This window comes from Crossiella sp. SN42 (assembly GCF_023897065.1).
Lineage (GTDB): Bacteria > Actinomycetota > Actinomycetes > Mycobacteriales > Pseudonocardiaceae > Crossiella.
The window spans coordinates 1-22,836 of sequence record NZ_JAMHIV010000026.1; the positions used below are offsets into that span (position 1 = coordinate 1).

Genomic DNA, 22,836 nt, shown 5'->3' on the forward strand with positions numbered 1-22,836 from the left:
CCTCCAGCCCCGCACGATCCCTCGCCCCTGCCCGTCCCCCGCCTTCCTTCAATCCCGCTCGCCCGGCTTCGTTTCCGAGCCCCACCAATCCCGCGCCATCCACCGCCCCCGCCGAACCCGCGCCACCCGTCAACCCCACCGACCTCACGCCACCCGTCAGCCCCGCCGCCCGCGCGCCATCCGTCAACCCCGTCGACCCCGCGCCGTCCTTCGCCCCTGCCCGCCCCGCGCCATCCTCTGGCCCCGCTCGCCCCGCGCCGTTCCCAAGCCCCACCAATCCCGTGCCGTCCACCACCCCAGCCGATCCCGCGCCGTCCTCCGACTCCGCCCGCCCCGCACCGTCCTCCGACCCCGCCCGCCCCGCACCGCCCTTCGACTCCGCCCGCCCCGCACCGCCCTTCGAGCCCGCCCACCCCGCGCCGCGTTCCAACCCCACCCGCCCCGCGCCGTCGTCCGCCCCCACCAACTTCGCGGCAAGCTCCCCCACCGCAACCTGCGCCTCACCCAGCTCGAAGTTCACCGCCCCTTCCCCTCCCCATCCCGAGGCAACCCCAGCACCCGCTCCCCCACCAACGTCAGCAAAATCTGCGTCGTCCCCCCAGCAATGCTCAAACACCGGCTCAGCAAAAACCGGTGCACTTCCCCCGAGTCCCGCACCAAAGCCCGCTCCCCCAACAACTCGGCCGCCACCTCCGCGACGTCCTGCCGATGCCGCACCCCCACCAGCTTCCGCACCCCGGACTCCGCCCCCACCTCGCCCCCAGCCACCGCCCGCTGCGTAGCCCGCAAATCCAGCAACGACAACGCGAGCCCATCCACCACCAGCCCGCCAACCCGCTCCGCCACCACCGGATCCGCCAACAACCCGGCCTCCCCCGCAGCGGCCAGCACCTCCTCCACCGGCTCCCCCAACGCCGACCCCCGGCTCATCGCCACCCGCTCATCGGCCAAGGTCCCGCGAGCCAACCGCCACCCATCCCCCGGCTCCCCAACGACATCGGCGTCCGCGACGAACACCTCATCCAGGAACACCTCGGCAAACCGAGCATCTCCGGTGATCTCACGTAACGGCCGCACGGATATACCGTCCGACTGCATATTCACCAGGAAGTACGTCAACCCCCGATGCCGCGGCGCCTCAGGATCGGTCCGCGCCAAGCAGATCCCCCGATCCGCCCGATCCGCCAACGAGGTCCACACCTTCTGCCCGGACAGCAGCCACCCACCCTCGGTCCGCACCGCCCGCGTCCGCAACGAGGCAAGATCCGACCCAGCCCCCGGCTCGCTGAACAGCTGGCACCACACCACCTCGCCGCGCAACGTCGCCCCCACAAACCGCCGCCGCTGCTCCTCGGTCCCGTGCCGCAACAAGGTCGGCGCCGCCCACCCCCCGATCACCAGATCCGCCCGGACCACCCCGGCCCGAGCCAACTCCTCCTCCACCACCAACTGCCCCAACGCCCCCAGCCCCAGCCCATACGGCCGAGGCCAATGCGGCGCGAACAACCCCGCCGCCACCAACGCCGCCCGCCGCTCCCCCTCACTCAGCCCGGCGATCCGCTCAACCTCCCGCCGCACCCCCTCCCGAAACCCCACTGTCCCAGCGCCGACCCAACCACCACCGCCAACAACCCCCGGCTCACCGACCCCCGCGATCAAGCCGACTTCACCGTCGCCCGCAGCCAACCCGGCGCCGCCGCTACCAGCACCCACCCCGGTACCGCCGTCGTCCGCGGCCACCGCAGATCCGCCGCTACCGGCAACCGCCCCAACACCGTCACCACCCGCTGCCGCCCCTGCCCCGTTCCCAGCAGCCCCCGCCTGGCCGTCACCGCCAGCCCGGTCATCCCCGCCCCCCAACCCCTTCCGCCCGTTCGCACCGACCGCCCTAAGCCCCGCCGAGCCGCCGTCCCCGCCCGGCTCCGGTTGCCACCCCTCGCCCTCCCCCAACTCCACCCGCAACCGCCGCCGGGTCCCCCGCCCTGCCAGCACCGCGGCCCGCTCCCGCCACCGCACCCCACTGAGCAACTGCCGCAAGGCAAACGCCCGTCGCAGGTACAGATGCGCGTCGTGCTCCCAGGTGAACCCGATCCCGCCGAGCACCTGCACGCAGTCCTTCGCGTTGGCCACCGCCGCGTCCAGCGCGACCGCCGCCGCGGCCGCCGCCGACAACGACATCGCGGGCGAGGCTTCTTCCACCGCCCGCGCCGCGTCCCAGGCCACCGCCGCCGCCCGTTCGGACCGGCACAGCATCTCCGCGCACAGGTGCTTCACCGCCTGGAACGACCCGATCGGCCGCCCGAACTGCACGCGTTCGCGGGCATATCGCGTCGCGATATATACGCATTGCCGAGCTATCCCGGCCGCCTCCGCCGAGGCCAGCACCGCGGCCCGGTCCAGCACCGCCTCCGTGGTCAGGTCCGGCAGCACCCGGTCGGCGGGGATCACGGCCACCACCTCGACCTCGGCCAGGTCCCGCGAAAAGTCCGTGGCCGGCAACGGGCGCACCCCGGCTTCTCCCGGCGTCAGCAGGATCCAGCCGGTCTCCCCGCCGACCGGCAACAGCAGCGCGGCGTCCTCGGCCGCTCCCAGCACCGGCCCGGTCACGCCGGTGACCAGCAGCCGTCCGGCGGAATCCCGTTGCGCGGTCAGCGTTCCCGGTGTCAGGGCGACCGCGGCGGACAGTCCACACGCGACGGCGGGCAGCAGTTCCCGGACACTCGGCTGGTCGACGAGCACCAGTCCGGCCAGCACGGTCGGCAGCACCGGCCCCGGAATCAGGGCCTCGGCGGCGGCCTCCAAGGCGACGGCCAGGTCCACCACCGTGCCGCCCCCGCCACCGAGCTCCTCGGGCACGGCGATGCCGAACAGTCCCAGGTCGACCAGTCCGGGCCACAGCCGGCGCCAGGCCGGGTCGCCGTTCTCCTGCGCGCGCACTGCCGCGACGGCGTGACCGTCCCGGCCGTAGGCGAGCACGGACTCGCGCAAGGCCTGCTGCTCCGCGGTGACCGCGATCGACACGACACCTCCAGCCAGACCGAAGATGTAGAACGTGTTTCACTTTGCCGCACGGCGGCGCGAGACACCACCCTCCACTCGGACGCACCAACAACCAGACCCGAACGGGCCAGCGCACACTGGGAGTTCACCGAGATAACGGGTAGGCTCAACCCACAGAACTGGAACAAGTTTCGCCTTTGTCGTGATGTTAGCCTAAGTCCATGACGACTACGCCCAAGGCGCGCGCGGGCGGGGCCGAGGCACTGACCGGTCTCGCCGAGGAGGAGCTGGGCTCGGCGGCCCAGCGCGACCGGCGCAGGCGGATCATCGACGCGACCATCGCGCTCGCCTCCAAGGGCGGCTACGACGCGGTGCAGATGCGCGCGGTGGCCGACCGCGCCGACGTAGCGCTGGGCACCCTCTACCGCTACTTCCCGTCCAAGGTGCACCTGCTGGTCACCGCGCTGGCCAGGGAACTAGAACGGGCCAACCAGAAGATCGAGCGCGCCGCCATCCCCGGCGACACCGCCTACGACCGCGTGCTGTTCGTGCTGCGCCGCACCACCCGCAGCCTGCAACGAGACCCGCTGTTCACCGAGGCGATGACCCGGGCGTTCATGTTCGCCGACGCCAGCGCCGCCGCCGAGGTCGACTCGGTGGGCCTGTTGATGGAACGCATGTTCATCACCGCGATGGGCGGCGAACCGGACACCGAACGCAAGGCGATCGCCCGCGTCATCGGCGACGTCTGGCTGTCGAACCTGGTCGCCTGGGTGACCCGGCGGGCATCAGCCACCGACGTGGCAACCCGCCTGGAGCTCACGGTCCGCCTACTCCTCAAGGACTAGCCACCGCAGCGAGGCCGGCCCCGACGAAAGCGGGGGCAGGAAGCGAGAACTCCCTGCCCCCGACTACTCACCCACGCCGCTGATAGCTGAGGAAGAGCACTCCGCTGTCGAACCGCTTCAGATCGGCCAGCTCAAACCGGTCCGGGCTGAACCCGCCGTTGAACATCGGGATCCCCTTGCCCATCACGGTCGGGTGCTGCTTCACGAACACCTCGTCGATCTCCGGCAGCAGCTCCGCGGCGAGCGCGCCCCCGCCGACCAGGTAGATCCCCAGCCCCTCCTGCCGCTTGAGCTCCTTCACCTTGGCCAGCGCGTCCCCGCGAACCAGCTCCACCGTCGGCGCGGCCTCGGTCAGCGTGGCGGAGAACACGTAGTGCTTGAGATGCAGATAGGCATCCGGAATCCCTTGCGCCACACCACTTTCGTAGGACTTGCGCCCCTCCAGCACGGTGTCGAACCGGGTCAGCTCACCCGCGATCCCCAGCGCGTCCCGCGCCATGTACGGCAAGGTGTCCCCGTAGTTCTGGAACAGGTACTCCATGTGGTCACCCTCCATCAGGAAGTGACCAGTGGCCGTCGGGTCACCCCCGCCAACCTCGGCGATGAAGCCATCCAGGGTCGCCGCCACAAAGTAAGTCAACTTGCGCATCTATTGTCTCCCCAGTCCATCCATGGGAGCGACCCTCACCCCCAACCACTGCAACCATAGTACTCCACCCATAGTGGTTGCAACACCCAAGCGCGCTCCGCCAGCGCACCCACCCGCCAAACGCGCGGCTAGCTGCGACGTTGCCCCGAGCGTTGAGCGCTGTCATAGCGAGCGGCGACGGGCGGCAAGCAGCGGGCGGTGACAGGCGCCGGGTGGCTGCGACGTGCCGTGGACGAGGCATCAGACCACGGCACCGGGCGGCGGGCAGCGGCCATCGAGTGCCGAGCGCCGGCGTGGGCACCAGGTGCGGACGGCACGCCGACGGGCGGCACCTCACCACCGGGCGGCACCTCACGCCAGGCGGCGTCTCACCACCGGGCACCACTTCACCGCCGGGCACCGCCTCACCGTCGAGCACCGCCTCACCGCCGGCGGCGTCTCACCGCCGGACATCGACTGGCGGACTGCCGGCGACGGTCGACGGATCGCCGGGGCGCGCTCGGGCCGGGGTGGCGCTGGCCCTTCGACCGCCGCCTGGCGGCTCTTGCCAGACCGTCGCCTTGTGGCTCCTGCCGGGCCGTCGCCTGGCGGCTCTTGCCGGTGCGCCTTCCGGGCACCGTGCGTCTCCCCGCCACGCGCACCGCTTCTCTCTGCGGAACGAAACGATCAGCGGGCGAAGTTCCGCGGCCCTTTCAGCTATCAGCGAACAGCGGGCCGGGGGCCTCGGTGCGGAGCGGCGGTGGGGCGGGCTGGGTCAGGGGCGGGGTTGGCGGTGGTGGGTGCGGCGGTCTTGGGTCAGTTCGTGGAGGTAGGGGTGGAAGTCGACTTGGATGGTGTGGCGTTTGGAGGCAACGTAGCGCTTGCGTTGGGCGCGTTGGTAATCGGCGATGCTGCGGCGCATGGTGTCCCGGCTCGGCAGGGTGGTGGTGCCGTCCAGGAGGTCGGCGATCCAGGACGCCTGGGCTTCGGCCAGGGGCATAACGGCGCCCAGGGGTTGGATGAGGCCGATGAAGTAGAGGCCGGGGTGGTCTACCGAGGCGATTCGGCGGTACAGGTCGATGTGGTTGTCGGCGGGCTTGATGATGTCCTCGCCCAGGAAGGGGAAGGTGATCCGGTAGCCGGTGCAGTAAATGACCAGGTCGACTGGTTCGCTGGTGTCGTCGGTGAAGTGGACCGTGTCACCCTCGAACCTGGCGATGTTGGGGCGGATCTGGATGTCGCCATGGCCCAGGCGGCTGAGCAGGTCTTCGGAGACGGTGGGGTGGGCGGCGAAGAGTTTGTGCTGGGGGTCGGGCAGGCCGTAGTCCGACATCTTGCCGATCTTCAGGCGTAAGAAGGCGCTCAGCAGCAGGCGGCGGGCGAACATCGGCAGGGTTCGGGTCAGGAAGGGGCTGCTCAGGGTGTCGGTGGGGCGGCCGAAGAAGTACTTGGGCAGCACGTACTCACCGCGGCGGAAGGCCAGCAGGGTGCGGTCGGCTATGCGGGAGCTCTCCACCGCGATGTCGCAGGCCGAGTTGCCGAAACCCAGTACCAGCACTCGTTTTCCCGCCAGGATGTCGGGGGTGCGGTAGTGGTGGGCGTGCAGCTGGGTTCCGGGGAAGGTGTCGGCGCCGGGGAAGGCGGGTTCGGGCCAGCGGGGGTCCCAGTGGTGGCCGTTGGCGACCAAGACGGCGCGGAAGCTCTCGGTCTGCTCTGATCCGTCCACTGTGGACCGGGTGGTGACCCGGTAGCCGCCGTCGGGGTCGGGGTGGACGTTGGTCACCTCGGCCTGGAAGCGGATGTGGCGGTGCAGGCCGAAGTGCTCGACGAAGGAGTCGAAGTAGGCCGCGATCTGGGTGTGGCTGGGGTAGTCGGGCAGGGTCGCCGGCATCGGGAAGCTCGCGTACTCCATCTGCTGCCGGGAGGTGTTGATGTGCAGCGACCGGTAGGCCGAGGACATGCCGTTGTCGTTGTCGTAGCGCCAGTTCCCGCCCACCCGCGAACCGGTCTCGAAACAGGTGAACTCGATCCCCCGCGCCTGGAGCACCTGGGCCGCGGCGATCCCTGACGAACCCGCGCCGATGACACAGACCCGCTGCATGATCATCCCCCTGAGGTTGTGACCGGGTGGTCATGGCAGCATCCTCTGCGCTGGGGAGCCAGGGCAAGACCGCGTCAACGGAGGCCGCAGTGCCCACTCAGACCTGGACGAACCTGCCGGAACCGCGCCGGGACCGGGTGCTGGCCGCCGCCGTCGCGGAGTTCGGCAGGCACGGCTACTCCGGCGGCAGCCTCAACGTGATCGCGCAGGAGGCCGGGGTCGCCAAAGGCTCGCTGTTCCAGTACTTCACGGACAAGTTCGACTTCTTCCTGCACGTCACCGAGCACACCGCGCTGCGGGTGCGGGCGGCGCTGGACCCGTGGCTGGAGCGGCTCGACCCCGGGGCCGGGTTCGCGGAGACGGTGCTGGACGCGGTGCAGGCGTGGATGGCCCACTTCGCCGACCACCCCGCCGATCGCGGGATGATCGCGGCGATCAACCTGGAGCTGGACCCGGCGATCCGCGCGGTGGTGCTCGGCCCGGTGCACCAGCGCTACCGGGAGGCGCTGCTGCCGCACTTCGCCCGCGCCCAGGAGCACGGCACGCTGTCCGCCGGGGCGGATCTGGACGCGTTGCTCGCGCTGTTCCTGTTGTTGCTGCCGCATCTGGCGCTGGCTCCGTTCGAGCCGGGGATCGACGGGGCGCTGGGATTGCACGGGCGGCCGATGGCGGAGTTGCGCGCGCAGGCCGCGCGGCTGATCCGGCCGGTGCTCGCCGGGTTTGGGGTGGCGGGGCAGACCGGCTGAGGTAGGGGTGAGGGCCGGGTGCGGCTGGCCGGGCAAAACGGACAGGCGCGGCGAGCCAGGGAGCGCGGGACGGGGCGGACAAAGCAGGGCAGGGCGGCGGGCGGACAAAGCAGGGCAGAGCGGCGGGCAGGCAGCAGGGCGCGGGCGGCGGGCAGGCAGCAGGGCGCGGGCGGCGAGGCGCGCAGCGGGGCGGGTGAGGCGGCGCAGCAGGACGGGTGCGGGGGCGCGGCGGGGCTGGCGAGGTGGCGCGGCAGGGCCGGTGAGGTGGCGCCGGCACGCGGCCGGGCACGGCTGATGGAGTGGCACAGCAGGCAGTCGGGCACTGCGGGCGGAGTGGCACCGCGGGCGGGGCAGCACGGCGGGCGGGGCAGCACGGCGGGCGGTGAGGCATGGGTGGGGCGGCACGGCGGCCGGGAGGCACGGGGCGGCACGCGGCGGGCAGGCCGGCCACGACGAGCGGAGCGGCGTGGCGGGCGGTGAGGCACGGGGGTGGCACGCGGCGGGCGGGTCGGGCGCGACGAGCGGAGCGGCGGGGCGGGTGGCGCGGGAGCGGCGGGGCGGGCGGCATGTGGGATGCGGCTGGTGGGCGGGGCATGGGTGCGACCATCGGCGGATTGACCCGGTTTGGGGCGGCGTTGAGGATGGGTGAAAACGTATTCATTCATCGGGTCGCCGCCAGCCCGGGAGGGAGCTGGCGATGGGGTCGTCTCGGCGGGAGTTCCTGAAGGTGTCCGGGCTGGCCGCTGGGGGGCTGTTGCTGCCCGGGGCCGCGCTGGCGGACGGCGCGGCTGATCCGTGGGACGCGGTGCCGGGGATTCTGGCCCGGGTCGTGCCGCCGTCGTTTCCCGCTCGGGACTTTCCCGTCACCAGCTACGGCGGCAAGGGGGACGGCAAGGCGGACAACACCGCCGCGTTCCGGGACGCCATCGCCGCTTGTGCGCGGGCTGGGGGTGGGCGGGTGGTGGTGCCGGCGGGGATCTTCCTGAGCGGGGCCATCCATCTGACCAGTAACGTCAATCTGCATATACAGTCCGGCGGTATAATCAGCTTCGCTACCGATCCGAGGAAGTTCCTGCCGGTGGTGCGGACCCGGTGGCAGGGGATCGAGTGCATGAACTACTCGCCCTTCATCTACGCCTACGAGGCCACCAATGTGGCGCTGACCGGGGCTGGGCGCATCGACGGGCAGGCGGGCAATGGGCCGTGGTTCGACTTCGATCCGAAGCGGCAGCCGGACTGGGAGAAGTTGCAGAAGCTGGCGGTGGAGGGCGTGCCGGTGGAGCGGCGGGTGTTCGGGGGCGGGCACTTCCTGAAGCCGAACATGATCCAGTTCTACCGGTGCCGGAATGTGCTGGTGGAGGGGCTCGACATCCGGAATCCGGCGATGTGGACCATCCATCCGGTGCTGTGCCGCAATGTCACGGTGCGCGGGGTCACCGTGTACAGCCGGGGCGGCATGGTGGACGGGGTGGATCCGGAGGCCAGTTCCGACGTGCATGTGACCGGGTGCACGTTCGACACCGGCGATGACGGGGTGGCGATCAAGTCGGGGCGGGACGTCGATGGGCGCCGGGTGGGGGTGCCCAGTGCGAACATCGTGGTGGAGCAGTGCGCGTTCCTGGGGCGGTGGGGGGCGATCGCGGTGGGCAGTGAGATGTCGGGCGGGGTGCGCAACGTGTTCGCGCAGGACATCACCATCCGGCCGGGGCCTGACTACAAGACCTTCCACGCGGTGTACATCAAGACCAACAAGCGGCTGGGTGGCACCGTGGACGGGGTGCACGTGCGCAGACTTGTCGCTGACAAGATTGACCGGGGCGCGGTGTTCATCACGATGAACTACAGCCTGACCGGGCCGGGGTTCGGGCCGATCGCCTACCCGTCCGTGCGCAACGTCACGTTGGACCGGCTCACCGTGCGCGGCACGCCCTGGGCGGTGCGCCTGGACGGCCTCGCGGAAAGCCACATCCAGGACGTCCGGGTCAGCAACAGCACGTTCACCGAGGTCACCGACGCCGGTATCTCGATCAAGAACGCCGATCGGACCGTGTTCCACACTGTGCACGTGAATGGCAAACCGGTCCTCTGACGTGGCATTCTGCCCGAACGTTCGCACGAATGGGTGTGATGCGCGCCGAACCGCGTAAAGCTGGGAAGCCTCAGACGTCCCCCCAACGCACGCGACGGGCGAGACGGAAGGGCAGCAGTCATGCGCGAGGAGCACGCGGAGATCCGGACCACCACGATGTTCAACCTGCTGGTGGCACCGCCGGTGCCGGTGGAGGTCGAACTGGGTTACTCGACCACCGACCCGTACGCGGTGCGCGCGGTGTTCAACCCCGGTGGCAACCAGAGCGTGGAGTGGATCCTCGCTCGGGACCTGCTGGCCGACGGGCTGATCAGCGACAGCGGCGAGGGCGACGTCAAGATGTGGCCGATCCCGGATCAGCTGGAGCTGGTCGTGATCGAGTTCACCACCCCGGCCGGGCACGCCCGGTTCACCGCGGACGCCGAGGAGCTGGCGGAGTTCCTCAACCGCAGCTACGAGCTCATCGCCCCCGGCACCGAGCACGAGTGGTTCGACTTCGAGCACGAGCTCACCCACCTGGGCAACGCGAACTGAGGGCCCGGTGCCCCTCGGGGTGAACAACGGCCTCGTTCGAGCGAACAACCGGACGCGTCCTGCTCGGTCTGCCCGTGGCCACTTAGGTTTCGGAGACGAAGCCGAGGCCGGGAGGGCGCGGGGTGCTCTGGAACAGCCTGCTCATCGTGGGCGGGGCCATCGGAGTCAGCGTCCTGGCCGCCTACGTGGTGGACCGCTGCGTCCCGCGTGAGTCGCGGGCCCGCTACCACGACGTCTCCGGTCACTTCTTCGCCGCGGTCGGCGCCTTCTACGCGATCCTGGTCGCCTTCGTGGTGGTCGCGGTGTGGGAGGACATGGAGGCGGCGAAGAAGAACACCTACGTCGAGGCGAACGCGTTGCCGGGCCTGTACTTCGCCTCGACCGCCTTCTCCGACAAGGACAAGGCCGCCTTCCAGGACATCGCGGTCAGCTACGCGCGCACCGTGATCGTGGACGAGTGGCCGGAGCTGCGCGAGGGTCAGGCCAGCGCCAAGGTCGAGGACGTGGCCAAGCGGATGCGCCGCGCCATCGTCTCGATGGAGGTGGAGACCGCGCGCCAGGAAGGCCTGTACTCGGCCATGATCGAGCGGGTCAACACGATCAACACCATGCGCCGGGAACGGCTCAACGAGGCGCACACCTCGGTGCCCCGGTTCTTCTGGGCCGGGTTGATCGTGGGCGGGGTGCTGGTCATCGGGTTCGCGTTGTTCTTCGGCCCGCCGGGTTTCCTGCCGCACGCGCTGATGATCGCGGTGCTGGCCGCGCTGGTGTCGGCCTCCCTGTACTTCACCTACCTGATGGACCACCCGTTCCGGGGCGAGGTCGCGGTGGCCCCCGAAGCTTTCCGCATCGCTTTGGTCCAGATGGGACAGACACCACCGTGAAGTCGAGGAGGAGCAATGCCCGCCCAATCCCGCCGCCCCTGGTTGCGGATCGCCGTGATCGCCGCGGTGGCCGCGGTGCTGCCGCTGGCCGCCGCCAGCGCCGCGCCCGCACCGGCGCCCCAGGATGAGACCATCGAGCTGACCGCCCAGCGCGGGGTGCTGAGCCTGCCCGCCGCGCCCGCGGTCGGCGTGCCGTTCCTCGGCGGCGGCGACCTGCTCGACGCCGCGGGCAAGAAGGCCGGCGAGGGCTACTCCAGTTGCCTGATCGCCAAGCTCGCGCTGCCCGCCGAGCTCACCGCCTACTGCACCTCGGCCTACCGGCTGGAGAAGGGCGAGATCCACCTGTCCAGCCTGCGCACCTACACGCTGCTGCCCGGCCCCACGTTCAAGGACGGGCCGATGGCGGTGACCGGCGGCACCGGCGCGTACAAGAGCGCCCGCGGTGAGGCCAAGACGGTGAAGCAGGGCGGGGACCCGCTCGACCCGGCGAAGCCGGTGTCCTACAAGTTCACCATCACGCTCAGCGCCTGATCGCCTCGACCAGGTCGCCGTCGGGTGTCACGGCGGCGACCCGGTCGGCGGCCACGATCCGCAGCCGCGGTCCCCCGGCCCCGTGCCGCCACTGCCCGCCGGCCAGCGGCAGCGCGGCGATCCGCGGGGCCGGGCCGTGCGTCCAGTCGAGCCTGCCCGCGATGGTGTCGATGTCGGTGCGGGAGAGGGCTTCGCGGACCGCGGCGGGATCGGCCGGGTCGGCCGCGGCGCGCACCGCGTGGGTGGCCACCTCCAGCAGCGCGTGCGCCAAACCCAAGGGCGGCAACCAGGACCGGCCGGTGTCGCGCCGGTAGGCCGCGGCCAGCTCCGCCGCGGATCGTCCGTCCACACTGGACGCGCACTGGTGCCGGGGTGACCAGGCGACCACGGTGGCGACCCGGTCCAGCGCGGGGTGGTCCAGGCCGAACGGGTAGGCCAGCCAACGGGAACAGGTGATCAGCCGCAGGCCCAGCGGCGCGGCGGCGGCGCTGAAGCCGGCCAGGTCGGCGGTGGTGGCCGCGCTGCTGACGATGCGTGCGCCCTCGGCGTGGAAGGCGGCGAGGGCGACGGTGTGCTCGGCGGCGGGTTCGGGGTAGCCGCCGGGGTCGACCAGCGGGCGGGCCTGGCGGGCCACGGGCAGGAAACCCATCGCGGGGTCGCGGAGCGCCGCGCCTTGCGGGCCGTTGTTCCAGAGCAGGCCGACCGGGTCCGTGCCGGGGACGCGGGACCAGAGGTCGGTGAAGGCGCGGGCGATGTCGTCCAGGCCCCAGCAGAAGTGGAACGCGCCGGCGGGGCAGGTGGCGCGGTGCACCTGCCAGGGCAGCGCGGTGGACAGGAACGGCAGGCCCAGTTCCGTCGCGGCGGTGGCCAGTGCGGGCAGCACGGTGGTGCCGCCCAGCGCGGTGACCAGCCGGACCCCGTCGGCGGCCAGCTGCCGTACCGCGCGCCGCGCACCGTCCACTGTGGACTCGTGGTCGGCGGTGCGGAACTCGATCGGGCGGCCGTGCGCGGTCAGGGCGAGGCCGCGGAAGTGTTGGGTGGCATAGGCGAGCGGGTCGCCCAGCGGGGCCAGGCGGCCGGAGCGGGGCAGCGCGACCCCGATCCGCGGCGGGTCAGTCACGGGCCTTGCGCAGCTCGCGGATCTCGGCCCGGAGCGCGCGCAGCTCCAGCAGCACCGCCTGTTCGTCCTCGGCGGCGCGCGGTTCCGGGATGGCGGCCTTGCGCTCGGCGGCGATCTGGGACTCCATCGCGCTGACCATGGTGGCGATGAACAGGTTCAGCACGGTGAAGGTGCCCAGCAGCACGAACCCGACGAAGAAGATCCAGGCCAGCGGGTACTCGGTCATCACCTCGCGCATGACGTCGGACCAGGCGTCGCCGGTGATGATCTGGAACAGGGTGAGCATCGAGGCGCCCAGGTCGCTGAAGTAGCCGCCGGGCGCGGTGCCGTAGAGGTTGGTGGCCATCACCCCGGCCACGTAGAGCAGCAGGGTGAGCACCGCGACGATGGAGAGCACCGCGGGCACCGCGCTGAGCAGGGCGGCCACCACCCGGCGCAGGTTGGGCAGCACGGAGAGCAGGCGCAGCACCCGGATGATGCGCAGCGCGCGCAGCACCGAGGAGCCATGGGCGATGGGGGCCAGCGAGATCAGCACGACGAGCAGGTCGAAGCAGCTCCACGGGTCGCGGAAGAACGCCCGCCCGTGCGCGTAGAGGCGTAAGACGAGCTCGAGCACGAACACGCCCAGCGCCCACTGGTCGACGGTGTCCACAATGGACCCGTACTCGCGTTCGATGGCGGGCACGGTCTGCAGCCCGAGCACGATCGCGTTGACCACGATGACAGCGACGATCAGCTGCTGGAACCTGGTCGAGTCGACGAGGTCACGAACCCTGCTGCGCAAGCGGATCCCTTCCCGGACGGGGGCGAGGTGCGGGCGGAGCCTAACTCGTCACCCGGTCCAGGCGTGCTTTTCCCTGACGCTGCCGCACTTTCCGGTGAATCCTGCGCGACTGCCCTCAAGTCAGCCGATGCGGTCCAGTTCGCGGGAGCGGGTCTCCGGGGCGGCGAAGGCCAGCCACAGCACCGACGCCGCCACCGCGGCGCCCACCACCAGGAAGGTCAGTGGCAGGCCGAGCAGCGGCCACAGCAGCGAGCCGAAGATCACCGGCACGAACCCGGCGCCGATCCGGCTGACCGTGGAGGCCCAGCCGAACCCGCTGGCGCGCAAGGTGGTCGGGTACACCTCGGAGACGTAGGCGTAGAGCGCGGGAATGGTCACCTGGATCAGCAGGCCGTAGGCGCCGATCCACAGGTAGGCATAGCCGGGCAGGTCCAGTTGCAGGGCGAAGAGCACCAGCGCCAGCGCGGCCAGCGGCGCGCTGGCGCCGATGACCCACTTGCGGCCCACGGTCTCCACCAGCCAGGCCGAGATCAGCACCCCCAGGACGCCGACCGCGGTCATCAGCGTGGTCACCATGAAGGCCGCGTAGTCCCCGTAGCCCTGGGCGCGCAGGATGCTGGGCAGCCAGGTGAGCGCGCCGTAGTAGAGCACGAAGACGGTGAGGAAGACCGCCCACATCGCCGAGGTGGTCCGGGCGCTGTGCGTCCACAGCGCCCGGAGCTGGCTGAGCATGCTGGTCATGGACAGCGTGGGCACGGCCTGTTTTTCCGGCAGGGTCCACGGTTGCGGCGTGGCTCCGGTGCGTTCGACCAGGCGGTCGATCACCGCGCGGGCCTCGGCGTCGCGGCCGCGGCGCACCAGGTACATCGGCGACTCGGGCACCGAGAGCCGGACCCAGAACACCAGCAGCGCGGGCAGCACCATCACCAGCAGCAGCAACCGCCAGTCCCGCAAGGGCAGCAGCGCGGTGGAGACCAGTCCGCACAGGGTGGCGCCCAGCGGCCACCAGATGTCCAGCGCGGTGAGCACCCGGCCGCGGACCTTGGCCGGGGTGAACTCGCCGACCAGCGCGTAGTCCACCGGGATGCAGCCGCCCAGGCCGATCCCGGCCAGGAACCGGAACACGCAGAAGGTCACGTAGTCCGGGGAGGCCGCGCCGGCCACGGTGAACACCGAGAACATCAGCAGCGTGAGGCTGAAGGCCTTCTTGCGGCCGATCAGGTCGGCGATGCCGCCCCAGGCGAAGGCCCCCACGGCCATGCCGATCAGGTTGGCGGTGCCGACCCAGCCGCGTTCGGCGGTGGAGAGGTTCCACTCGGCGCCGACCAGGGGGATCAGGTAGCCGTTGAGGGCCACGTCCCAGGCGTCGAACATGAACCCGAGCCCGCCGATGAGGAAGATCGTGCCCTGGGTGCCCCATCGCCACGGCAGTTCCTGCACCACCTGGTCGCCTGTTTTCACGCCGAGCAGTCTCTCAGGTCCCCGCGTAGGTGCCGAAGCTCCACAGGTGGCCCTCGGGGTCGCGGACGGTGAAGCCGCGGGAGCCGTAGTCGCTGTCGTCGATGTCGCGGACGAGCTCGGCCCCGGCCGCGGTGGCGCGGGCCAGCACCTCGTCGGGCTTGGCGGTGACCACGTAGACCGAGCCGTGCGGGCTCCAGCAGACCTCGCTGTCGCGGCGGGTGCCGAGCATCACGCCGCCGCCCTCGGGCCAGGCGAGCTCGGCGTGCTGGACCTCGCCGTCGGCCTCCCCCGGCACGACCAGGGTCTCGGTGAAGCCGAAGGCGGTGGTGAGGAAGCGGATCGCGGCCGGGGCGTCGGTGTAGGCCAGGCCCGGCCACACGGTGGGAGCTGGTGTCGTCATGCGCTCAGCCTGGCGGGGGCAGCTGGTCCGGGTCTTGATGGAATGGAAGCTCCGCGGCCAGCCAGGCGGTCGGGGTCAGGCCGCTGAAGGCCCGCCAGTCCCGGCTCAGGTGGGCCTGGTCGGCGTAGCCGGCCAGCGCGGCCACCTCGGCCAGCGCCGGGCGGTCCGGGGGTGTGAGCAGGGCGCGGGCGTGCTGGAAGCGCACGATCCTGGCCAGCACCTTGGGGCTGAGGCCGAACTCGCGGGTGAAGCGGGCGCGCAGGTGCTGGCGGCTCCAGCCGACCTCGGCGGCCAGCCCGGCCACCGCGACCGGGCCTTCGGTGAGGCGTCGCCAGGCCCAGCCGAGCTCGGGCGCGGGGATCGCGGCGGGCCGGGCCACCCGGTCCAGGACATCGGTGAAGCAGGTGAACCGGTCGGCCCAGGTGCCTGCCGCGCGCAGCCGCTCCAGCAGCTCCTCCGCCGGCCTGCCGAGCAGGTCGCGCAGGGACACGTCCAGTCCGGCCAGCTCGCCGGCGGGCAGGCCGAACAGGGCGCGGGCGCCCAGCGGGGTGAGGTCGGCCTCGACGCCGAACTGCTCGCCGTCGTGCTCGACGGTCATCGGGGTCTCGTGCAGGCCGCCGACCAGGGCGGGGTAGCGGCGGGCCGGGCCGGGTCCGTCGCGCAGGTCGACGGTGCCGGCGAGGGTGGCGATGAAGGTGAGCTTGCTGGAGGGCAGGCCGCGGTGCACGCCGGGCGCGGACCGGACGTGGTAGCCGATGTAGCGGTTGACCAGCGGGCGCAGCCGGGGCGGCGGCAGCCCGATCACCTGCTCGAACTCCTCCACCCGGTCAGCCTAAGGCGAACCGCCTAACGTGGGCGCATGAAGGTTGCCACGACATTGGGGTACTGGAGCGCCGGTCCGCCCGCCGACGCCGGGGAGATCGTGCGGATCGCCGACGAGCTGGGCTTCGAGTCGGTGTGGACCGCCGAGGCCTACGGCAGTGACGTGCTCACGCCGCTGGCCTGGTGGGGCTCGCAGACCAGCCGGGTCAAGCTGGGCACCGGGATCGCGCAGATGTCCGCGCGGCCGCCGACCACCCTGGCCATGGCCGCGATGACCCTGGACCACCTGTCCAACGGGCGGGCCGTGATCGGCATCGGCGCGAGCAACCCGCAGGTGGTCGAGGGCTGGTACGGGGTGCCGTACCCGCGGCCGCTGGAGCGGACCAGGGAGTACATCGAGATCATGCGCAAGGTCATCGCCAGGGAGGGGCCGGTGACCTACGCGGGCAAGCACTTCCAGCTGCCCCTGGAGGGTGGCAGCGGGATGGGCAAGGCGCTGAAGTCGACGCTGCACCCCTTCCGCAAGGACATCCCGATCTTCCTGGCCGCCGAGGGGCCGAAGAACGTCGCGCTGGCGGCGGAGATCGCGGACGGCTGGCTGCCGTTGTTCTTGTCCCCCAAGACCAGTGACGAGTTCCGGGTGTCGCTGGAGGAGGGGTTCGCGCGGGCGGGGGCGCGGCACACCAAGGAGAGCTTCGAGGTGGTCGGCGGGCCGTACTCGATCATCGTCAACGACGATGTGGAGGCGGCGGCGGACTGGTTGCGGCCGGTCATCGCGCTGTATGCCGGGGGGATGGGGGCCAAGGGGCTCAATTTCCACCACAACGTGATCGCCAAGGCCGGGTGGCACGCGGAGTGCGAGCGCATCCAAGACCTCTATCTGGCCGGGGACAAACAGGCCGCCATCGCCGCGGTGCCCACCGCCATGGTCGAGGACTTCGCGATCATCGGGCCGCTGTCGAAGGTGCGGGAGGAGATCCAGCGCTGGAAAGAGACGGTGATCACTACCTTCTCGATCAACACGCTGCAGACCCAGTACCTGCCGCAGCTGGCCGAGTTCGTCCTGGGCTGATCGGAGTTTTTCCAACGCTGTAAGCCACTCGGGCGGCCACCAGAGGACAACTCGACTAGCTCTGATGGGTGCCCTCAGTTGTGCTTCGGCCCGAGTTTTGCCATCCTGCCCCTGACTGCGCGATCGTCCGTTCCATCCCCCCGGGCGGACGGATGCGTCAAGTCGATGCGGGGAAGGCGTTCTATCCGTCTTCCTGCGCCCAGGTCGCCGGCCGCGACTTCCTCCCCCCTAGGTCCCGGCCGGCGACCTGCCGTTCTCCCGGCCCCTGCTCGCGCTTCGCGCTCGCCGGGTCTCGGCAGGGTGTTTTCTGGGGGCGCGGCCCCCAGGCCCCGCCCGGCGGGCTCTGCCCCCGGACCCCCGCGATTGGCGGGGAGTCGCCTGGCGTTGGGTCTCGCCAGGGGCACAAGCCTCGCGCTGCCTGTCCTGCTGCCCAGTTCTTCTGCCGCTGCCTCTCCCCTGCCCAGCTCTTCTGCTCTTCTTCCGTTCTTCTGCTCTCCCTGTGCCCCTCTTCTCCCCTTCCGCTTGCCCCTCCCCGGCTTTTCTTCTTGTGTCGCAACGTATTTTGGGGTCCTGTTCGAAAAGGGGGCGGGGCGGCTCGGGGCACGCAAGCGACCCCCAGTCGCTTGGTGCCGGCGAGTCGCCCCGTCCGGGTGTGGGTCCCGGTGCTGCGGGGCTCACGGGTTGCAGCTTAGGGTCAAATCGAGCGCTTTTGCAACACAGTGGAACAAGATGGTGCTAGTTTCCACTTCAGTGTTCTCAAGGGAGGTGGGTCGTGCCAGAACGGGAAGTGCCAGGACAGCGGGCGTCCGACGGCGTCACGGCTGCTCGGTCTGCCTTCGTGGAACGGCTGCGCTATCTCCTGGAGCACCATCCCGCCGGGCCGCACACGCCGGCCGAGGTGGCCGCGGGGACCGGGTTGTCGCAGTCCGGGATCTACGCGCTGCTCTCGCCCAAGGCCAATCCGACCGTGGAGACCATGGCGACGCTGGCCTCGTTCTTCGGGGTTCCGCTCGGGTACTTCGTGGACGAGCAGATCGCCGAGCGGACCAGGGCCGAACTGGGGCTGCTGAGCCGGTTGAAGGACGCCGGGGCGCAGAAGGTGGCGTTGCGGTCGACCTCGCCGGGGACCATGGAGTCGGCCTCGCTGCCCGAACTGCTGGACCTGATCGGCGCCGCGGTCGAGCAGGCCCGCCGGCTGAAGGAGACGGACGGCCCTCGACGGCCGGATGAGTCCCCGACAGAATGAAGGTCGCCAGGTGGCGTCGCGGGGACGCCGGGCAGGAAGGCGACTCGGGGTTGCGGCGCACATACCGGGCATGCGCGGACATCGTCAACGGGCTGGCTCTGCCGCAGCCCTTCGATGTCCAGGTGCTCTGCGACCGGGTGGGCCAGGAGCGCGGCAGGCCGATCTTCCTCGCGCCGATCAGCCTGCCCACCGGTGGGCCGTGCGGGTTGTGGATCAACACCGACCCGGCCGACTACATCTTCTTCGAGGCCGACACCTCGCCGCTGCACCAGCGGCACATCGTGCTGCACGAGCTGGGCCACCTGCTCTGCGACCACCACGCCGCGCCGGTGCTCACCCCGGACGCCTCCCGGCTGCTGATGCCCTCGCTGGACCCGGCCATGGTGCGCAGGGTGCTGGGCCGGGGCTGCTACTCGGCGGTGGAGGAGCAGCAGGCGGAGATCATCGCCTCGATGATCATCCAGCGGACCAGCGCGTGGACCGCCGAGCCGGTGCGGCCGGTGCCACCGGAGGCCGCGGAGCTGGTGCGCCGGATCGAGCGCGCCCTAGAGCGATCGGTGAACTGAACTGGACGCCGTCAGCCTGGTCCTGCCGCCACTGTGCGCGCTGGTGTCCCTGATCGCGCTGCTGTACAAGCTGCCCGACCTGCGCCGCGACCGGCGGGAACCCGGGCTGCTCGCGCTGTGCGCCACCTTCGCCATCCTGACCGTCACCTACACCCTGTTCATCCCGGCCGTGTGGGCCTGGGTGGACCGGCTGCTCGGCGTGCCCAACATCGGCGGGATCATCAACCAGGGCATGGTGATCCTGCTGACCATGGCCCAGCTGAGCGTGGTGCTGCGCTGGTCCGACCCGCCCGAGGTGGCCTGGCCGCGGATCCGGTTCCGGCTGTGGCTCTACGGCCTGGTGCTGGCCGCGATGGCGGCGCTGTACACGTTGGCGGCCACCACCAGCGTGCAGGACGACCACTTCGCCCTCTCCCTGGTCCGCTCGCCCTACTACCAGGTCTACATGGGCCTCTACCTGGGCGCGTACACCCTGGGCCAGGTCGACGTGATGCGGCTGTGCTGGCGCTACGCCAAGGTCGCCGGGCGGCCGTGGCTGCGCCGGGGGCTGCGGATCGCGGCGGCCTCCTCCGCGCTGGGCCTGGTGTACTCGGCCGGGCGGGCCGCCGACGTGGTGGGCGGGCTGCTGAACTACAGCGGGCTGTGGTGGGAGCCGGTGGTGCGGGTCAGCGTCGGGCTGGCCGCACTGCTCAAGGTGGTGGGCTGGACCATTCCCGGCTGGGGACCCCGGCTGTCGGTGGCGCTGGGCGCGCGGGATCGGCGGCGGGCGCTGCGCGAGCTGACCCCGCTGTGGCAGGCCCTCTACCGCTCCGCGCCGGACATCGCGCTGGTGGACCCGCTCGGCGCGGGCATGCGGCAGAGCCTGGAGTTCCGGTTGTACCGCAAGGTGATCGAGATCAGGGACGGGCAGCTCGCGCTGCGGCCGTACCTGGATCCGGCGGTCGCGGAGACCGCGCGGCGGATCGGCGCGCAGGCCGGGCTGAGCGGGCGGGAGCTGGACGTCGCGGTGGAGGCGGCGCGGCTGCGGGTGGCGCTGCGGGACCAGGCCGAGGGACACCGGCCCGAGCGGTCCGCGCCGCTGACCGGGGACAGCGGGGGCGACCTCGCCGAGGAGCTTTCCTGGCTGCGTCAGGTGTCCAGGGCGTTCAGCGGCTCGCCGGTAGTGGCCGCGGTGCTCGCCGAGTCCAGCAGGGAACACGCCTGAGGCTTCCCGGTCGACGAGCGGCGGTCTGGTCACGATCACTCTGCGATGTGACGATGGTCACGGTGCGTATGTGCGGTTCCGGACACACTGTCGTGATCATCAGGAGCAGGCTGTGCCCCGCCCACCACGCCGTTGTTCCGGAGTTCCGCATGAGCGAGCCGCCGCCGTTCCTCCCGCCCTACCGGGCTGTGCTGGTCGCGGACAACCGGGACTACGACGGCGACGGACCGACCGGGCAGCGGCTGGACGAGTCGGTGCCCGAGGTGCTGCGCGCGACCTTCGACCGCATCGGCCAGCCGGAGTTGTGGCGGGAACTGGCCTTCCAGGACAGCTCGGCGCACGGCCACACCCTGGGCCTGGACACCCGCTACCTGCCGCTGCTGGTCGAGCCCTACCTCCAGGCCCTGCGCCGCGAGCTGGCCGCGCGGAGCAGGCACACCCGCTCCTACCCGCTGCGCCTGCGGGTCAGCCTCGGCGTCTGCCCGCTGCCGGCCTCCGGCGCCCCGGCCAGGGTGGAGGCGCACAACCTGATCAACGCCCAGTCGGTGCGCAACCTGGCCCGCCGCGCCGACCCCACCCCGGCCTTCGTGGCCGCGATCCTGTCCGAGCGGGTGTTCAACGACGTGGTGCGGGCGGGCTACACCCGGCTCTCGCCCGCGGAGTTCACCAGGACCGAGGTGCGGGTGAAGCAGTACCACGGCACCGGTTACCTCCACCTGCCGCGGGACCGCGAGTGACCTCCGCGACACTGGCATCCGGGTAAGGCAAGGCCGTTGCGTGACACATGTCACGCTCGCCAGGCGTGCCTGCCGCGAGACTGCTCCGGCGGGTCCATTGCCGAGGAGGGTCGTTCATGACCGGATCCACACAGGCACGCCGACCGGTGGGGCCATTCGCCGGAGTCGGCACCTGGTGGCGTTCTCGCCAGTTGCGCAAGGAAGAGGTGGGTGCGGCGGCGCCGCCGGTGGCCACGCCGGCCAAGGTGGCGCGGTACGAGGTGGCCGCGTGCCGGGTGCCGAGTGCGACCGCGGAGTTCGCGTTCACCTTCTCCTGCACCGTGCGGTGGCGGCTGGTGCCCGCCGCGGACGGGCCCCGGCATCCGAATCCGGCCGGGGTGGCGGTGAACGCGGTGCTGCACCGGGCGATGGCCATCTCCGGCGCGGCCGAGCTGACCGAGGGCGAACGGGTCAACGCGGAGCTGGCCGCCGAGCTCGGCACGCCCAAGCCCGATCCCGGTGGCTGGGTGCAGTCCTGGGCCGAGGACATCGGCCTGTCCGCCGACGCCGAGGACCTGAGCCTGGTCACCCAGTTGCAACGATTACGCCGCAAGCGGCTGGCCTGGGCGGCGGAGCGGGAATGGGAGTGCGACCAGCGGCAGTACCTGACCGAGAGCGTGCTGCGTGATCCCGGTTCGGCGGTGGCCTGGTGGCTGGCCCGGCATCCCGACGAGATCGAGGAGGCCGTCCGCCTCGTCGGTCCGCTGGCCCGGCTGGTCTCCGCGGTGCACCAGACCGAGGTGCACCCGCTGTACCGCGAGTTCGAGCCACGCCACCAGCTGCCCGGGCCGAGGGCTCAGGAGGGCTCCTCGCCGATCACCGGCGGCGGCACCGTGGGCAGGTCGTCCAGTCCGTAGATCTCGTCGCTGAGCCTGCGCACCTTGCTGGTGTGCTCGACGTCGTCCTCGGGCCTGCGGCCGGGCTGCGGCGGCGGGAGCAGTGCGGGGCCTGGGGCGCCTGGTTTTCCGGGGACGCCGGGGGCTGGGCGGGTGGTGTGCGGGGCGGGGTTGCGGGGTGCGGGCGTTGGTGGCTGCGGGGATGCGCCACCACCGCCCAGCACGCCGAGGAACCCCGCCGCGCCACCGGAACCAGCGCCGGGTGCGCCCGGCCCCGAGCCGCCGAACCCGCCGCCGGGACCCGGGCCGCCCAGCCCGCCGCCTTGTCCGGGGCCGCCGGACACGGTTCCCGGGCCGCCGGGGATCGGCAGGTCCGGGCGGAGGCCGGCCGGGCCGCCGGCCTGCGCCCGGGTGCCGTCCTCGGCACCGGGCCGGTGGCCGGGATCAGCGGCGGGTTGCGTGCTGGTGGGTTGCGGGGTGGCCGGGCCGGTTGGCGGCCGGCCAGGATCGGCGGGGTGGTCCAGTGACGTCCGCGGTGGGCGGGTGCGGCCGGGGTCGCGGGCGGGTGGGTCGACGGGCGGGGGTTCACGGCGGTCGCGGTCGCCGGGCGGGGGCAGGGCGAGCGGGGTGGTCTCGACCGCGATCCGGGGTGGGTCGGGCAGGGTGGGCACCGACTCCGCCTGGACCCTGGCCGCGGCCTCGAAGGCGTACAGGGCGCGGTTGGCGGCGTCGTCGCGGGCCTTGTTGGCGGCCAGCTGGGCGTGCATGTCCTGCTGGATCTCGATGAGCGCCACCGGGTTGAAGGCCGTCTCGGCGAAGCCGGGCTGGCGCACCTGTTCGGCGGACTCGATCTTCGGCTTGGTCTCGGCGAAGTCGACGCCGTGCGCGGAGACGCCGGCCAGGTTGGTCTCGGCGGCCTTGAGCGCGGTCATCGCCCAGTGCAGGGACGGCCGGGCCGCGTCGAACATCGCGCTGGCCGCCGCGCCGTGCCAGTCCAGGCCCAGGTCGGTCAGTGCCCGCGCCACCCGCTCCCGGCACTCCTCGGCCGCCACGTGCATCGCCCGCAGCGCCTCCGCCGGCTCGTGCACCGCGCCGCTGCCCGCCCCCTCCTGCATCCAGCGGTACTTCTCCTCCAGCGGATAGCCCTCGAACCGGTTGTGCCGTATCCGCGGCTCCTCGCTCATCCCG

The 22,836-nt window shown here is 71.6% G+C and carries 21 protein-coding genes; 12 read left to right on the forward strand and 9 right to left on the reverse strand.

The features are described 5' to 3' along the window. Positions 1-516: 516 nt before the first annotated feature. A complete protein-coding gene (locus M8C13_RS45150) occupies positions 517-3,021 on the reverse strand; it encodes an acyl-CoA dehydrogenase (protein ID WP_252483853.1) in 2,505 nt (834 codons plus the stop codon). Positions 3,022-3,221: 200 nt separating this feature from the next. Between M8C13_RS45150 and kstR the strand changes: the two genes are divergently transcribed. Then, positions 3,222-3,848 (forward strand): cholesterol catabolism transcriptional regulator KstR, encoded by a 627-nt coding sequence (gene kstR / locus M8C13_RS28740; protein ID WP_252483854.1) that lies wholly within the window; start codon positions 3,222-3,224, stop codon positions 3,846-3,848. A 67-nt stretch (positions 3,849-3,915) separates the two neighbouring features. On the opposite strand, the gene M8C13_RS28745 is transcribed toward kstR, so the two are convergent. Continuing rightward, positions 3,916-4,497, reverse strand: coding sequence for a dihydrofolate reductase family protein (locus tag M8C13_RS28745; protein WP_252483855.1), 582 nt, complete (start codon positions 4,495-4,497; stop codon positions 3,916-3,918). Positions 4,498-5,251: 754 nt separating this feature from the next. After that, a complete protein-coding gene (locus M8C13_RS28750; RefSeq protein WP_252483856.1) occupies positions 5,252-6,583 on the reverse strand; it encodes an NAD(P)/FAD-dependent oxidoreductase in 1,332 nt (443 codons plus the stop codon). 83 nt (positions 6,584-6,666) lie between these two features. On the opposite strand from M8C13_RS28750, the gene M8C13_RS28755 reads away from it, so the two are divergent. The 5 genes from M8C13_RS28755 (at position 6,667) to M8C13_RS28780 (ending at position 11,361) form a co-directional block, all read left to right on the forward strand. Then, on the forward strand, positions 6,667-7,323 hold the full coding sequence (locus M8C13_RS28755; RefSeq protein ID WP_252483857.1) for a TetR/AcrR family transcriptional regulator: 657 nt from the start codon (positions 6,667-6,669) through the stop codon (positions 7,321-7,323). Between the two features lie 697 nt (positions 7,324-8,020). Continuing rightward, the gene (locus M8C13_RS28765; RefSeq protein ID WP_305884017.1) at positions 8,021-9,412 is read left to right on the forward strand and encodes a glycoside hydrolase family 28 protein; all 1,392 of its coding nucleotides are present in this window, start codon (positions 8,021-8,023) and stop codon (positions 9,410-9,412) included. 120 nt (positions 9,413-9,532) lie between these two features. Further along, on the forward strand, positions 9,533-9,946 hold the full coding sequence (locus M8C13_RS28770) for an SsgA family sporulation/cell division regulator (protein WP_252483858.1): 414 nt from the start codon (positions 9,533-9,535) through the stop codon (positions 9,944-9,946). A gap of 122 nt (positions 9,947-10,068) precedes the next feature. Continuing rightward, positions 10,069-10,830 (forward strand): DUF4239 domain-containing protein, encoded by a 762-nt coding sequence (locus M8C13_RS28775; RefSeq protein WP_252483859.1) that lies wholly within the window; start codon positions 10,069-10,071, stop codon positions 10,828-10,830. A gap of 15 nt (positions 10,831-10,845) precedes the next feature. Continuing rightward, positions 10,846-11,361: a hypothetical protein gene (locus tag M8C13_RS28780; RefSeq protein WP_252483860.1), complete on the forward strand. Its 516-nt coding sequence runs from the start codon at positions 10,846-10,848 to the stop codon at positions 11,359-11,361. Here M8C13_RS28780 and M8C13_RS28785 read toward each other — a convergent pair. The 5 genes from M8C13_RS28785 to M8C13_RS28805 all read right to left on the reverse strand — a co-directional run bounded on the left by M8C13_RS28785 (position 11,351) and on the right by M8C13_RS28805 (position 15,949). Next, entirely contained in the window at positions 11,351-12,481 is a 1,131-nt protein-coding gene (locus M8C13_RS28785; RefSeq protein WP_252483861.1) for an ABC transporter substrate-binding protein, read from the reverse strand. The two genes, M8C13_RS28780 and M8C13_RS28785, sit on opposite strands and share 11 nt — an antisense overlap. Next, the gene (locus M8C13_RS28790; RefSeq protein WP_256509876.1) at positions 12,474-13,265 is read right to left on the reverse strand and encodes an ion transporter; all 792 of its coding nucleotides are present in this window, start codon (positions 13,263-13,265) and stop codon (positions 12,474-12,476) included. The genes M8C13_RS28785 and M8C13_RS28790 overlap by 8 nt, the downstream gene beginning before the upstream one ends. A 120-nt stretch (positions 13,266-13,385) precedes the next feature. Further along, on the reverse strand, positions 13,386-14,726 hold the full coding sequence (locus M8C13_RS28795; protein WP_252483862.1) for an MFS transporter: 1,341 nt from the start codon (positions 14,724-14,726) through the stop codon (positions 13,386-13,388). 13 nt (positions 14,727-14,739) lie between these two features. Beyond that, on the reverse strand, positions 14,740-15,126 hold the full coding sequence (locus M8C13_RS28800; protein ID WP_252483863.1) for a VOC family protein: 387 nt from the start codon (positions 15,124-15,126) through the stop codon (positions 14,740-14,742). 4 nt (positions 15,127-15,130) lie between these two features. Further along, a complete protein-coding gene (locus M8C13_RS28805; protein ID WP_252483864.1) occupies positions 15,131-15,949 on the reverse strand; it encodes a helix-turn-helix domain-containing protein in 819 nt (272 codons plus the stop codon). 36 nt (positions 15,950-15,985) lie between these two features. Here M8C13_RS28805 and M8C13_RS28810 point away from each other — a divergent pair, with 36 nt between their 5' ends. The 6 genes from M8C13_RS28810 to M8C13_RS28835 all read left to right on the forward strand — a co-directional run bounded on the left by M8C13_RS28810 (position 15,986) and on the right by M8C13_RS28835 (position 21,669). Then, positions 15,986-17,020 (forward strand): LLM class F420-dependent oxidoreductase, encoded by a 1,035-nt coding sequence (locus M8C13_RS28810; RefSeq protein ID WP_252483865.1) that lies wholly within the window; start codon positions 15,986-15,988, stop codon positions 17,018-17,020. A 772-nt stretch (positions 17,021-17,792) separates the two neighbouring features. After that, the gene (locus M8C13_RS28815; protein WP_252483866.1) at positions 17,793-18,266 is read left to right on the forward strand and encodes a helix-turn-helix domain-containing protein; all 474 of its coding nucleotides are present in this window, start codon (positions 17,793-17,795) and stop codon (positions 18,264-18,266) included. Beyond that, the gene (locus M8C13_RS28820; RefSeq protein WP_252483867.1) at positions 18,263-18,832 is read left to right on the forward strand and encodes an ImmA/IrrE family metallo-endopeptidase; all 570 of its coding nucleotides are present in this window, start codon (positions 18,263-18,265) and stop codon (positions 18,830-18,832) included. Before M8C13_RS28815 ends, M8C13_RS28820 begins: the two co-directional genes overlap by 4 nt. A gap of 43 nt (positions 18,833-18,875) precedes the next feature. After that, positions 18,876-20,036, forward strand: coding sequence for an MAB_1171c family putative transporter (locus M8C13_RS28825; RefSeq protein ID WP_252483868.1), 1,161 nt, complete (start codon positions 18,876-18,878; stop codon positions 20,034-20,036). 149 nt (positions 20,037-20,185) lie between these two features. After that, the gene (locus M8C13_RS28830) at positions 20,186-20,773 is read left to right on the forward strand and encodes a hypothetical protein (protein ID WP_252483869.1); all 588 of its coding nucleotides are present in this window, start codon (positions 20,186-20,188) and stop codon (positions 20,771-20,773) included. A 116-nt stretch (positions 20,774-20,889) separates the two neighbouring features. Beyond that, the gene (locus tag M8C13_RS28835) at positions 20,890-21,669 is read left to right on the forward strand and encodes a hypothetical protein (protein ID WP_252483870.1); all 780 of its coding nucleotides are present in this window, start codon (positions 20,890-20,892) and stop codon (positions 21,667-21,669) included. Here the strand turns inward: M8C13_RS28835 and M8C13_RS28840 are convergent. After that, positions 21,609-22,832: a hypothetical protein gene (locus tag M8C13_RS28840; protein WP_252483871.1), complete on the reverse strand. Its 1,224-nt coding sequence runs from the start codon at positions 22,830-22,832 to the stop codon at positions 21,609-21,611. The genes M8C13_RS28835 and M8C13_RS28840 overlap by 61 nt on opposite strands. Positions 22,833-22,836 lie beyond the last annotated feature (4 nt).